Annotated in this window: 11 protein-coding genes; 3 read left to right on the top strand and 8 right to left on the bottom strand. The window is 60.9% G+C overall.

Annotated elements, in window-relative coordinates:
- Nucleotides 1-78 precede the first annotated feature (78 nt).
- The 5 genes from H4684_RS09785 to H4684_RS09765 all read right to left on the bottom strand — a co-directional run bounded on the left by H4684_RS09785 (nt 79) and on the right by H4684_RS09765 (nt 3,469).
- Entirely contained in the window at nt 79-564 is a 486-nt protein-coding gene (locus H4684_RS09785) for a metallophosphoesterase family protein (RefSeq protein ID WP_192623590.1), read from the bottom strand.
- Nucleotides 561-1,142, bottom strand: a complete 582-nt coding sequence (locus H4684_RS09780) for a hypothetical protein (protein ID WP_192623589.1) — start codon at nt 1,140-1,142, stop codon at nt 561-563. Before H4684_RS09780 ends, H4684_RS09785 begins: the two co-directional genes overlap by 4 nt.
- Before the next feature lie 6 nt (nt 1,143-1,148).
- Entirely contained in the window at nt 1,149-1,778 is a 630-nt protein-coding gene (locus H4684_RS09775) for an HD domain-containing protein (RefSeq protein WP_092189972.1), read from the bottom strand.
- Nucleotides 1,759-2,934 carry a bifunctional glutamate N-acetyltransferase/amino-acid acetyltransferase ArgJ gene (argJ, locus tag H4684_RS09770; RefSeq protein WP_192623588.1) on the bottom strand — a complete coding sequence of 392 codons (1,176 nt, stop codon included), beginning with the start codon at nt 2,932-2,934 and terminating at the stop codon, nt 1,759-1,761. Before argJ ends, H4684_RS09775 begins: the two co-directional genes overlap by 20 nt.
- A gap of 85 nt (nt 2,935-3,019) precedes the next feature.
- Nucleotides 3,020-3,469, bottom strand: coding sequence for an RrF2 family transcriptional regulator (locus H4684_RS09765; RefSeq protein ID WP_192623587.1), 450 nt, complete (start codon nt 3,467-3,469; stop codon nt 3,020-3,022).
- A 191-nt stretch (nt 3,470-3,660) separates the two neighbouring features.
- Here H4684_RS09765 and murB point away from each other — a divergent pair, with 191 nt between their 5' ends.
- Both murB and H4684_RS09755 read left to right on the top strand, forming a co-directional pair.
- Nucleotides 3,661-4,533, top strand: coding sequence for a UDP-N-acetylmuramate dehydrogenase (gene murB, locus H4684_RS09760; RefSeq protein WP_192623586.1), 873 nt, complete (start codon nt 3,661-3,663; stop codon nt 4,531-4,533).
- A gap of 14 nt (nt 4,534-4,547) precedes the next feature.
- The gene (locus H4684_RS09755; protein ID WP_192623585.1) at nt 4,548-6,230 is read left to right on the top strand and encodes a formate--tetrahydrofolate ligase; all 1,683 of its coding nucleotides are present in this window, start codon (nt 4,548-4,550) and stop codon (nt 6,228-6,230) included.
- 216 nt (nt 6,231-6,446) lie between these two features.
- Here the strand turns inward: H4684_RS09755 and metG are convergent, their stop codons facing one another.
- Both metG and ricT read right to left on the bottom strand, forming a co-directional pair.
- Entirely contained in the window at nt 6,447-8,393 is a 1,947-nt protein-coding gene (gene metG, locus H4684_RS09750) for a methionine--tRNA ligase (protein ID WP_192623584.1), read from the bottom strand.
- A 24-nt stretch (nt 8,394-8,417) separates the two neighbouring features.
- Nucleotides 8,418-9,698: a PSP1 domain-containing protein gene (gene ricT / locus H4684_RS09745; protein ID WP_192623583.1), complete on the bottom strand. Its 1,281-nt coding sequence runs from the start codon at nt 9,696-9,698 to the stop codon at nt 8,418-8,420.
- A gap of 407 nt (nt 9,699-10,105) precedes the next feature.
- On the opposite strand from ricT, the gene H4684_RS09740 reads away from it, so the two are divergent.
- Entirely contained in the window at nt 10,106-10,471 is a 366-nt protein-coding gene (locus H4684_RS09740; RefSeq protein WP_092189960.1) for a hypothetical protein, read from the top strand.
- Nucleotides 10,472-10,612: 141 nt separating this feature from the next.
- Here H4684_RS09740 and alaS read toward each other — a convergent pair whose 3' ends face one another.
- Nucleotides 10,613-13,252, bottom strand: a complete 2,640-nt coding sequence (gene alaS, locus H4684_RS09735; protein WP_192623582.1) for an alanine--tRNA ligase — start codon at nt 13,250-13,252, stop codon at nt 10,613-10,615.
- Between the last annotated feature and the right edge of the window lie 83 nt (nt 13,253-13,335).

Raw genomic sequence — 13,335 nt, 5'->3', positions numbered from 1 at the left:
CCACTGGCGTTCCCTGAAAAATGCGAAAGCCCGTCTCGACTGAGGCGGGCTTTTTTCATGCGTGTCGGCGAGGTTCCTTCAGATGGTGATCCACTCCACTTCGGGCTCCTGCCCGGACGTGAGATGGAGCCGGGCCATCCCGCCCTCGCCGGACCTTGGCCAAAACAGAGAGCCGGGATTGAGCAGGCGCACGCCTTCGGACGACAGCCGCCAGTCACGTATATGCGTGTGTCCGTAGCAGACAATGTCCACGCCCTGAAATCGGCCCGCGACGACGTCTCCCACCCTGGAACGCGGCCCCCATCCATGTCCCATGCCCAGCCGAAATCCTTCCAGCTCAAGCTCGCGCAGCACGGGCAGGGTACCGTTCAGGGGGGACAGGTCGCAGTTGCCCTGCACGGAATAGAATCTGGGATGGGAATTGAGAAACGACCATGTTTCCTCGCTCACGCAGTCCCCGCAATGCAGAAGCACGTCGGCTTCACGGCAGTGGCGTTCGAAAATCGCGGCCAGCAGGTCATCGGGTTGATCCAGGTGCGTATCGGACATGACCGCTACAATCACGAAGCCTCCTTGCGCGCCAAAGGTTGAATCACGAATTCGCATTCAATCCACAGAGATTCTCCGGGTCCGGCTGAATTGCCATACGTGGATTTGAGCGTGGACAGAAACAAGAGCAGAAAGGCCTGGAACTCCTGGTCGCCGGAAACACGATTGACCACAAACTCGCCGATCCTGCCGTCTTCGAGAATGCTCAGGCTGACCAAAGCGTAGCCGGTGCTGTCAGGAGACATGTTTTCCCACAGGGACCGGATGGCTCGCTGCACAGCCCTGGCGCGTTTCAGATCCGCTTCGCTGCGAGGCTTCGAGACCCGCTTGCGCGTATCGGGACGCGTCTGCACATCCACGGAGATATGCAATGGCGCCGAATCCAGCGGGGAAACGGCCCGGGCTTGCTGCTCGCGAAAAATTCGTTCGCGGTACATGTTGATGGTGTCGAGGTTGAGTTCAAGGACGCTTGGCAGACCGTAAATCGGTCCGAAAACGACAAACCAGGCAGGAATGACGTGCAGGCAAAGAGCCAGAAAAAAGCTGAAAACTGCCCTCCCGTGACGGAACCTGCTTGCTTCTGGCGCTGTCATGATCCGCTAGGGGCGGGGCTTGCCGTTCCCCTTGCGCCACCAGGACTCATCCGGCCGCACAAACCACCAGTCCGACTGGTCCGTGGTCTGTATGGCCCGGGCAAGCTCCAGGGCCGGGTCCGTTTTGAGTCGCAACACCGCATGGTCCAGCCATTTGGACGCATAGGGATTGCCCAAATCCTGTTCTTCCTTCAGGTTGGCGATGAAATCGAGCTGGTCCGCATCTTGCGCCAATCTGGACTCAAGCGTCACGCCGGCCTCCAGCTCGTGCCAAAGTCCGAGCGCCTCCTCCCGCAGGCCGGTGCCCTCCAGGGCGTGCGTGATGGCCAGAACCGGGTTGCTCGTGTTGTAGATGCGATTCACGTAATTGAAATCGCCGATACGGGCCTCGTGCACATCATGGAAGAGGCACAGGAATACGGTCCTGGCCACGTCCGCACCGGCCTTGCGCGCCAGCATGTAGCCGATCATGGCCGTGCGGAAGGAATGCTCGGCCACGTTTTCGGCTCCCGAACCCAGAAACTGGTATCCGGTGCGCGGCGTCTTGCGCAACATGCCAAGCTCGAAAACAAAATCGGCCAGACGCTTCCAGGTTTGGTCCGTCATGGTATTGGCTTCAGGTTCGGTATTCAGCATTGATCTTTATGTACTCCTCGGTGAAATCGGACGCCATGAGCATAAGCTCGGCCTCTCCGGCATGAAGCTCCAGGTCGATATCGACAACGTCCCGGCGCAGGGCCGAGGCCAGAAGGCTGTCCCAGTCCGCCTTGACCGGAGTGCCCTGACGGAAAATGGTCATGCCCGCGATGCGCACGACCACATCTTCGGGCGTGAACGCGGCTCCGCTGCGGCCCAGGGCGGCCACAATCCGGCCCCAGTTGGGATCGCGGCCATACAGAGCGGTCTTGACCAGCGGAGAATTGCCCACCGCCCGCGCGGCAAGCTGCGCGTCGGCCATGCTGGCCGCGCCGCTAACATTGATACGCATGACCTTGGTTCCACCCTCGGCGTCCTGCACGATCATGTAGGCCAGATCCTGACAGATTTCGAGCAGCGCCTCCTCCAGAAGATCCAGATCCGCTCCCCGCGCCTCGGCTGCAGTGCCGTTGGCCAAGGCCAGAACACAATCATTGGTGCTGGTATCGCCGTCAACGGTGATGGCGTTGAAGCTCCTGTCCACGCAGCGGGCCAGGGCGGCCTGCCACCACTCCTGTTCGACACCGGCGTCGCACAGGATGAAGCCGAGCATCGTGGCCATGTTCGGGCAGATCATGCCCGCACCCTTGCAGAACCCGGCCAGACGGACCGTGCCGGAGGAAAGCCGGGCCTCGCGCACGGCGAGTTTGGGAAAAGTGTCCGTGGTCATGATCGCCCGGGCCATGTCCACCAGCCCCATCCGGCCAAGATTGTCGCGCAGGGCGGGGATTCCCTTTTCCCAGAGCTCCATCTTGAGCTGGTCGCCGATAACTCCCGTGGATGCCGGCAGAATCGCCGTAGCTTCAAGGCCGAGGGCGGACAGCATTTCAAGGGTGGCCCGACAATTCGCAATGCCTTCCTGCCCTGTACAGGCGTTGGCCTGTCCGGAATTGACCACGATGGCGCGGATGCCCGAAGGCCCTTTTTCAAGGATCTCCCGGGCCACGAGCACGGGAGCGGCCTGAAAACGGTTGGTGGTGAAGACGCCGGCCGCAACCGCCGGGACCGTGCTGACCACCAGCCCCAGATCGGAGCGCCCAGGTCGCTTGAAACCGCACTGCGCGGTTGAAAATTGAAATCCCGAAGGAATGCTCATTGTGCCTCCAGCTGCAGAAAGTTCCGACCCAAAAATGCGGAACCACGAATTCTGACAGGGGGAAAAATCTTTGTCAAACAGGGAGCTAGCTGTCGCGCTCGAAATAGTCGTCGGACAGCTGGCAACAATTGGGCGCGCCCTTGGCCAGCTCGGCCAGGCTGATGGTGTCCAGCTCGCGCAGCATGGCATCCGTGGCCCGCTGCCAGGCCGCTCGGGTAGGACAGACGTCCGTCTTTTCGCACAGCTCCGGCGCGCTCAAGCAGGCCGAAAGCTCCACCGAGCCTTCCATGATGCGCACGATGTCTCCCAGGGAGATATTCTCCGGCGAACGGCTCAGCTGGTGCCCGCCTGATGCGCCGCGCTTGCTGGTGACCATCCCGGCGTGCTTCAGGGGCTTGATGATTTGTTCGATGAACGGCACTGTGATGCCCGTGCGTTCTGAAATGTCGTTCACGCGATGGGGCACGCCCTCGTTGTGCAGGGCCAGGTCAAGGAGAATCCGGGACGCATATCTGGATTTCGCGGAAAGCTTCATAATGATCTCGAATGATTGGAATTTTATTTTGAATCGACGATAACTCAAGAATGCGTCAAACCCATGCCGGTTCCTGCTTTCGCAAACACCGCGCATTCCAATTTGACCGGCATGGTTTAGTGTTCCCTACATGGTCAACGGCCGCACCGCAATATTGCACACTTCAGGCAGCGGGAGTACTTAGGCATAGCATGAAGCACCTCCAAAACGCCCCCCTCAAGAACTATTGCACCTTCCGTATCGGAGGCGTGGCAAAAGATATCTTTTTCCCGGAAAACGCGCAGGAATTGGCGGAAATCGTGCTCCGTCATCGCGCCGAAAACACTGCTTTCTGGATTCACGGCGGCGGGGCCAACACCCTTTTCCCGGACGACGAAATCCTCCTGCCCGTCATCTCCACCAGCGAAATGACGGCCTGCGTCCGCGATGGCGGCACCGTGCGCGCGGAAGCCGGAAAGACCATGGACGCCTGGGTTCTGGAATGCCTGCGCGAGGGTCTGGGAGGAATCGAATGTCTCTCGGGCATTCCAGGAACTCTCGGCGGGGCGCTGTACATGAACGCCGGCGCCTACGGCCACGAAATCTCGGACCACCTCGTCTGCGTCACGATCCTGACCAAAGGCGGACGCGTGATCGACATTCCCAAAGAGGAATGCGGGTTCGGCTACCGCCAGGCCCTGGCCCTGCGCGAAGCGGTCGTGCTGGCCGGAACCTGGAATCTACCGCAATCCGACCCTAGCCCCCTGCTGATCAAGCGCAAGGAAATACTGGCCCGGCGCAAGGAAAAGCAACCGCTTGAATTTCCATCCGCCGGCAGCGTCTTCAAACGTCCCACAGGAGCCTACGCTTCCCAGCTCATCGATCAGGCGGGCCTCAAGGGCCTGCGCGTGGGCGGAGCGCAGGTTTCGGAAAAACACGCAGGATTCATCGTCAACGTCGACAACGCCACATGCCGGGATGTGCTCGACCTGGTCGAGATTTGCCGCAAAACCGTGCGGGAGCGTTTCGGCTACGAACTCGAACTCGAACAGTGCCTCTGCCCCTTCTGCCCCGATCACAAATAAGCCAGGAGAGCCCCATGCCCAAGGCCGTGCAGTCCGACATCGACATCGCCCAAAAAGCCAAGATGCATCACATCCGCGACATCGCGGCAAAACTCGGCCTCGGGGACGACCAGCTCGAACCCTATGGCAAATACAAGGCCAAGCTCCCGCTAGCCCTGGCCGAAAAGGACCAGTGCAAATACGGCAAGCTCATCCTCGTTTCGGCCATCACCCCGACCCCGGCCGGTGAGGGCAAGACCACCGTGTCCATAGGGTTGAACGACGGGCTGAACCGCATCGGCAAGAAGTCCATGGTCGTGCTGCGCGAACCGTCGCTCGGCCCGGTGTTCGGCATCAAGGGCGGCGCCACCGGCGGCGGCTATTCGCAGCTTTTGCCCATGGAGGACATCAACCTCCACTTCACCGGGGACTTCGCCGCCATCGAAAAAGCCAACAACCTGCTGGCCGCCCTCATCGACAACAATCTGCAGAGCAAAAACCGCTCGCTCAATCTCGACGGCCGGACCGTGGCCTGGAAGCGGGTCATGGACATGAACGACCGCTCGCTTCGGCGTCTGGTCTGCGGTCTGGGAGGCCTGGCACACGGCGTGCCCCGCGAGACCGGCTTCGACATCACGGCGGCCTCGGAGATCATGGCCATCCTCTGCCTGGCCGACGATCTGCCGGACCTCAAACGCCGCCTGGGAGACATCTTTCTCGGGTTCACCTTTGCCCGCGAACCCATCCATGCCCGGGACCTGAACGCCCAGGGTGCCATGGCCGCCCTGCTCAAGGAAGCCGTCAAGCCCAACCTCATCCAATCTCTGGAAGGCAACCCGGCCATCATGCACGGCGGTCCATTCGCCAATATCGCCCAGGGCACCAACACGGTCATCGCCACCCGCACGGGCCTTTGCCTGGCCGACTACGTGGTCACGGAGGCGGGTTTCGGCTTTGACCTTGGCGGTGAAAAATTCCTGGACATCAAGTGCCAGTCCGCCGGATTCGATCCCTGCGCAGTGGTCCTGGTGGCCACGGTGCGGGCGCTCAAATACCACGGAGGGGTCGAGCTTGCGCACCTGTCCGTACCAAACGCCAAGGCTCTCAGCCGGGGACTTGAGAATCTCACCAAGCAGATCGAGAACGTGCGCCTCTTTCATCTCACGCCCATCGTGGCCATCAACCGCTTCGCCACGGACACGGATGAAGAGCATCAGGTCATCCTCGACCACTGTCAGTTCATGGGGGTGCAGGCCGCCGTCATGGAAGCCTGGGAGAAGGGCGGGGAAGGGGCCGAAGAACTGGCGGAACTTGTCGCGGCCACGGCCGACCAGTGCACCGCGCACTACAAGCCGCTGTACGACTGGAACCAGAGCGTGCGCGAAAAGATCGAGATCATCGCCACCCGCGTCTACGGCGCGGCCTCGGTGGAATATGCGCCCGGCGCGCTGAAGGATCTGGAAAAAGTCAAGCAACTGGGCCTTGAGGGATTGCCCGTGTGCATCGCCAAGACCCAAAGCTCCCTCTCGGACCAGCCGGGGCTGCGCGGCCGCCCACGGGATTTCGTAGCCACCGTGCGCGAAGTCGAGATCGCCTCTGGAGCGGGGTTTCTGGTCCCCATCACCGGCAACATGATGCGCATGCCCGGCCTGCCGGAAGTGCCCTCGGCGGAAAAAATCGACATCGACGAAAAGGGTGTGATCAGCGGACTTTTTTAGGAAGCCAGCAATAAAACGGGCCCGCACCAAATGATGGCGCGGGCCCGTCGGATAAGTCTGGAAGATGGATTCCCGCCTTCGCGGGAATGACGCGGGGCGCAAGGCGGCTGGTCGGGGTTCCGGCCAGCGCCCTGGCCACTCGCTTCACCATTATTTCATCCCCGCGAAGGCGGGGATTCTGCTTTTCAAATCAAGAATCCGGGGCTGCGGCCCTGATCAGGATACCTTGCCACCGTTGGCCACTTCCGAACTCGGCCCAAGCAAAGCAAGGCCCCCTTCCTTCTTCACCGCCAGCACCATGCCCTGGGAAACCAGACCACGCAGCTTGCGCGGTTTCAGATTGGCGACCACGACCACTTGCCGGCCCACCAGTTCCTCAGGCTTGAAGAACTCGGCGATACCGGCCACGACCTGACGCGGCGTTTCGTCGGCGGTATCGATCTTGAGCACCAGCAGGCGGTCCGCTTCGGGATGAGGATTCGCCTCAAGCACCGTGCCTACACGCAGATCGACCTTGGCAAAATCCTCGAACTCGATGCATTCCGGGCAGGCCATCGCAATCTTGGGTTCGGGCTTTGGCTCCTTGGCGGGCTTGGCCTTCTTGGGCTCGACGGCCTTCTCCTCCCGCTGCTCCAGATCCTGGCGGGGGAAAAGGTTGGAACGCTCCGCGACGGGCGTGCCGGGAGCCAGGCCAAACCAGGAGGAAGTCTCGGACTCGAGGTCCGTGCTCTCGACGCTGAACTTCACCCCGAGCTGGGCCAGCATGGTCTCGCTCGTGCTCGGCATGACGGGCCACAGATGCACGGCCACCTTGCGCATGCCTTCGAGGATGACGTAGAGTACCGTCCCCAGGCGATTCATGTCCTTGTTCTTGTAGAGGGTCCAGGGAGCCGAAGAATCGATGTATTTGTTCAGATGGCGGACCAGCTCCCACAGGGATTTGAGCGCTCTTGAAAACTGGAAGTGTTCGAACTGGGTCTGATAATTGGCCATGGCATTGTGCCCGAGTTCAAGCACCTCCCGATCGAGATCGAGCAGCTCCCCGCATTCAGGCACCACCCCTCCGAAATACTTGTGGGTCATGGACAGGCTGCGCGAAAAGAGATTGCCCAGATCGTTGGCCAGGTCGGCGTTGAAGCGTCCAACCAGGGCGTCCTCGCTGAAAGAGGAGTCCTGGCCGAAGCTCATCTCCGACAGCAGAAAGTAGCGAAAAGCGCTGAGGCCGTATTTCTGGGCCATGTCCAGCGGGGCGACGACGTTGCCTATGCTCTTGGACATCTTGGTCTCGTTCACGGTCCAGTACCCATGCACGCGCAGCCCCTTGTAGAGCGGAATCCCCGCCGACATGAGCATGGTCGGCCAGAATACGGCGTGCGGCTTCAGGATGTCCTTGGCCACCAGATGATGCGCCCCGGACCAGTATTTGCGGAAATCCTCGCCGTCGGGATAGCCAAGAGCCGAAATGTAGTTGATGAGCGCGTCGAACCACACATAGGTGACAAAATCGGCATCGAAGGGCAGCTCGATGCCCCAGGTCAGCCGCGTTTTCGGCCGGGAAATGCACAGATCGCCCAGGTCCTCCTTGAGCATGGACAGGACCTCGTTACGATAGCGCTCGGGCTGGATGAAGTCCGGATTGGCCTCGATATGCTCGCGCAGCGGCTCCAGATACTTGCTCATGCGGAAAAAGTAGTTCTTTTCCTTGATGAACGTGGGCACGGTCTGATGGTCCGGGCACTTGCCGTCCACCAGCTCCTTGTCCGTGTAGAAACGCTCGCACCCGAAGCAGTAGTGCCCGCCGTACTCGTCGAAGTAGATGTCTCCCTTGTCGTACACGGTCTGCAAGACGTGACGCACGCACGCCTTATGCTTCAGGTCCGTGGTCCGGATGAACTGATCGTTGGTCACTTCCAGCACGGGCCAGAGGTCCTTGAAAAGCTGGCTGATGGTGTCGGAATAGGCCTTGGGATCCTGCCCGGCCGCCTCGGCGGCCTGCACGATCTTGTCGCCATGCTCGTCGGTGCCGGTCAGAAAAAATGTCGCGTCGCCCTTGAGGCGATGAAAACGGCTCACGCTGTCGGCGACAATGGTCGTATATCCGTGCCCCAGATGGGGCCGGGCGTTCACGTAGTATATGGGTGTGGATATGAAAAACGGTTTCAAGCGATTCTCCTTGTCTGCCGGAATTTATTGCTGCCCGGAGGGCTTGGGTGAATGATCCTTGCGCCCGGGACCTGACCTTCGCCGCTTGTCCCTGGGCCGGTATTCCTTGCGTTCTCGCTGCTGATCGGAACCCTCCGGCCGGCTCTCGGGGCGGTCTGCGGGCGGCGTCGGCGCATCGTCGCTTTTGGGACGGGAAGGACCACGCTCGGGCCGATCAGGACGGTCTGGCCGATCGGAACGGGCGGGGCGATCGGAACGATCTGGACGATCTGGACGATCTGAACGTTCGGAACGATCAGTCCGTTCGGAACGCTCCGGGCGATCCGTTTTGGGGCCGGAGGGGCGCTCACCGCCGGAGCGGGGACGCTGATCCCTGCGAGGGGGTTTGGGCCTGCGCTCCGGGCGCGCGGTCTTGTTTCTGAGCTCCGGGTCCATGAGCGCGGCCAGCTCGGCAGGGACGTCCTCGGGGGCATCGTCACGGGCGGTCATGCGCGGCTGATCCGGCAGGACCATGGCCGCCCAGTCGGCCAGGGAAAAATCCAGCTCATCCCCGACCTCGTTCAGAACGCTGACGGAATCTCGAAACATGTTGGCCCGCAGGGTTTTCATGGGGCCCTGCGTGGTCATGTAGCGGCGGCCCAGCTTGGGGGCACGGCGCTGAAAATCCGCATAATTTTCTTTCTCGTAGGCCAGGCAGCACAGCAGGCGGCCACAAACCCCGGAAATCTTCGCCGGATTCAAAAAGAGGTTCTGGTCCTTGGCCATCTTGATGGTCACCGGCTCGAAGCGCCGCAGGTAGCGGCGGCAGCAGCACATCTGTCCGCAATTGCCGAGCGCCCCGATCATCTGCGTTTCATGACGCACGCCGATCTGGCGCAACTCGATGCGGGTGCGGTAATTTCGCACCAGATCCTTGACCAGTTCCCGAAAATCGACCCGGCCCGGAGCCGTGAAGTAGAAGATCATCTTGCTTTTGTCGAAGTAGATCTCAACGTCCACAAGTTTCATGTCCAGATTCATCCGCGCCATGGATTTCTGGCAGTACTTGCGGGCGTCTTTGGCCAGCTCGTCATTTTCGCGGCCAATCTCCACATCTTCGGCCGTGGCCGGGCGATAGATCGGTTTGATCGACTCCAGGTCCAGGCCTTCGGGCAGACTGTCGCGCAAGGCCACTATCTCCCCGAATCCGATCCCTTCCTCGGTTTTGACCAGGACCATGTCATGCAGGGAAAGCACGAACGGCGTGGCCAAAAAATAATATATCTGTCCCTGGCGTCTGAAAGAAACACCAACGTATTGAGCCATAACATATCCTAAAATTTGCCTGTCGACGGCAACGGAAAAACGGTAACGGATTCACGGTGCGCAAAGGCGCAAGCAACCGGTTCCGAGCGAATACCCGGAACCGGTTGTGTATCGGGAGAATACGAAAGTGACAAGCTGGAGAAGTCCCGGCCTTCGCGCGATTTCCGGGGCCGTGGCACCCACGCCCCATGGCAAAGGGCTTATGCGCCTTTGCCCGAAGACGCGTTGATGACGTCCTCAAAGACGGCGATATCTGCCCCAGGTAGCGTACGCTCCCGGACTCCGCATGCTTCAAGCCGCACAGCTTGCCATGCAAGTTGCCGGGAAGGCGGCATTTTTCTCGTGCTTGTCAAAATCCCCCGGCAATCGTAAGCAGTACTAAAATCCCGTGCAGGAAGGACTTCCCCATGACCGTCGATCCCCTAAATTCATATTCCAGTCAGAGCCTTGGCTCCGACGCGAAGTGGAATGGCGGGCAGTCGCGGGAAATGCTCATGGCGAAGGTATCCACCCGCACCGTTGCCGTGCAGCTCGGCAAGCTCGGCGTAAGCCTGAGCACCCAAAACATCTCCCTGGACGAACCCGCGCCAAAAATCCTCAAGGATTTCGCGCAGGAACTGGAACTACAGTATCTGACCCAGCACGTTTCCCCGTACAGACCCGCCGGAGACTATTCCCAAAACGCGAACCTGCAGCGCCTCCGCGCAGGAGCCTACAGCCAACAAGCCTTTCAGACCCGCACCGTCAATTCCATGATCAGCGTGACGGTGTAGTCCTTCGGACCGCACCCGGCAATGCATTCTAAAAACTGACAAATCCCGCCACGCGGGGCGCTTCGATGCGTCCGCGAGGCAAATTCGCGCCCCCGGGCTTGCCTAAAAAAAAGAGCCGCCATGTTCGGCGGCTCCTTGCTTTTACTTGGCGAGGAAGGCTTCCAGCTTCGCCAGCGCCCGGTCTATGCCCTCTGGCTCCGAGCCTCCGGCCTGAGCCAGGTCGGGCCGGCCGCCGCCGCCGCCCTTGATCTCCCCCGAGACTTCCTTGATGAGCGCCGGGGCCGTGTAGCGCCCGTGCAGATCCTTGCTGACCGCGAGCACGAGCATGGCCTTGCCGTCGATCTCGGCGGCCAGGGCGATGATGCCGCTTGAGAGCTTGGAGCGCAGATCGTCCATGAGATTCCTGAGTGCGTTCATGTCCGGTGCGTCGATCTTTCTGGCCAGCACCTTCATTCCGGCGATGTCCTTGGCCTCCGAGGCCAGATCCTTGCCGCTCTCGGACATGACTTTGGCCTGCAGGGTTTGCAGCTCGCGGGCCAGCGCCTTGGACTGATCCTGCAGGGCGATGATCTTCTTGCCCAGCTCATGAGGCGCGGCCTTGAGCGCGGCTGCCGCCGAGCGCACTTCCTCGCGCTGCGCCTGCCAGTGACGCAGGGCGTCCCAGCCGGTCAGGGCCTCGATGCGGCGCACGCCCGCGGCGATGCCCGCCTCGGAAAGAATGACGAACGTTCCGGCCTGCCCCGTGGAGGACAAATGGGTTCCGCCGCAGAGTTCAACGGATTCGCCCGCCATCTCGACCACGCGCACGTCGGCCTCGTATTTTTCCCCGAAAAGGGCCATGGCCTGCTTCTGCTGCACGGCCGCATCATAGGACATGACCTGGGTGACGATGGGCGCATCGGCCAGGATGGCCCGGTTGACCTCGTCCTCGACCTTTTGCAGTTCTTCCGCAGAAAGGCCGCTTATGTGCGTAAAGTCGAAGCGAAGCCGTGAAGGCCCGACCAGGGACCCGGCCTGCTTGACATGTTCGCCCAGCACCCGGCGCAGGGCCGCGTGCAGCAGGTGAGTGGCGGAGTGGTTGCGCGCCGTGGCGATACGCTCGCCCTCCTCGACAAAAAGTTCCACTTCCTGGTCGGCCAGAATCTCTCCGCCTCCGACTTCGATCTTGTGCACGATGAGTCCGGCAGCGGGCTTCAGGGTGTCCAGGACCCTGGCACTGCCCGTGGGCGCCTGCACGCGGCCGGTGTCTCCCATCTGTCCGCCCGACTCGCCGTAGAAAGGAGTCTTCAAGGTGACCATGAAGCCCGTGCCTGAATTCAAACGCTCGACCGGCTGCCCCTCGGCGTCAAGCAATGCGACAATGCGGCTGGTCGCGGCCAGGCAGTCGTAGCCGATGAATTCCGACTCCAGCCCCGCTCCCGTGAGGGATGCGAACTGTCCGGCCAATCCCTTGTCGCCGGAACCCGCCCAAGCCTGCTTGGATTTCTTTTTCTGCACGGCCATGTGCTCGCGAAAACCGGCTTCATCCACGCTGAAACCCTGCTTTTCAGCGATATCGTTGACGATATCGAGCGGGAAACCGTAGGTGTCATAGAGCTTGAAAGCCGTCTCGCCGCTGATGGTCGAAAGGCCGTCAGCCTTGAGGCCGGCCATCTCGTCCTCCAGAATGCGCAGGCCCTTGTCCAGGGTTTCGCCGAAACGCTCTTCTTCCTGGCGCACGACGCGGACCATGAACTCCCTGCTGGCGACGAGCTCCGGAAAAGTGCCGCCCATCTCGCTCACGACCTGATCAGCGGTGTCGCACAGAAAGGGCTCGTCAAAACCAAGCAGCTTGCCAAAACGATAGGCGCGACGGATCAGACGGCGCAGCACGTAGCCGCGCCCTTCATTGGATGGCAGCATGCCGTCGGCCAGCAGAAAGGCGATGGAACGGCTGTGGTCGGCGATGACGCGCAGCGCCGTGTCCGAGTCCTCGCCCTGATGGTAGGCCACGCCTGCCTTTTTGGCCATGGTCTGGATGAGGCCCTGGAAAAGGTCGGTGTCGAAGTTGGAGCGCTTGCCCTGACAAACGGCCGTGATGCGCTCAAGACCCATGCCCGTGTCGATGCTGGGCTTGGGAAGGGGGGTCAGAGTTCCGTCCTCGGAACGATTGAACTGCATGAAGACCAGGTTCCAGATTTCAAGGTACCTGTCGCAGTCGCACTTGCCGATGCCGCAGTCCGGGCCGCAGGCCATGTCCGCACCCTGGTCCACATAGATTTCGGAACACGGGCCGCAGGGGCCGGTGTCGCCCATGGCCCAGAAATTGTCCTTCTCGCCCAGGCGGAAGATGCGCTCCGCAGGCACGCCGGCCACCTTGCGCCACAGCTCTCCTGCTTCGTCGTCATCGCGGAAGATGGACACAAAGAGCTTTTCCTTATCGAGGCCCAGCTCCACGGTCACGAAATTCCAGGCCAGACGGATGGCGTCTTCCTTGAAATAATCGCCAAAGGAAAAATTGCCGAGCATCTCGAAAAAGGTGTGGTGGCGCGCAGTGCGTCCCACGTTTTCAAGATCGTTGTGCTTGCCGCCGACACGCAGACATTTCTGGGATGTGGCCGCCCTTGTGTAGTCGCGCTTTTCCTGGCCCAGGAAGATTTTCTTGAATTGGACCATGCCCGCGTTGGTGAACAGAAGGGTCGGGTCGTCCTGGGGCACCAGGGATGAGCTGGGCTGCACGCTGTGTCCGTGCTCCCGGAAATATTCCAAAAACCGTTTGCGAATTTCGCCGGCACTGATCACTTTATCCACCTCGTTTCACCCTGCCTGTTCCTTGCAGGGCCTAGATATTTATAAAAAAAGGCACAGACTCAAGCCTTGACGGA

Source organism: Desulfomicrobium macestii (assembly GCF_014873765.1).
GTDB lineage: Bacteria > Desulfobacterota > Desulfovibrionia > Desulfovibrionales > Desulfomicrobiaceae > Desulfomicrobium > Desulfomicrobium macestii.
This window is presented reverse-complemented; position numbering and strand designations above follow the sequence as displayed.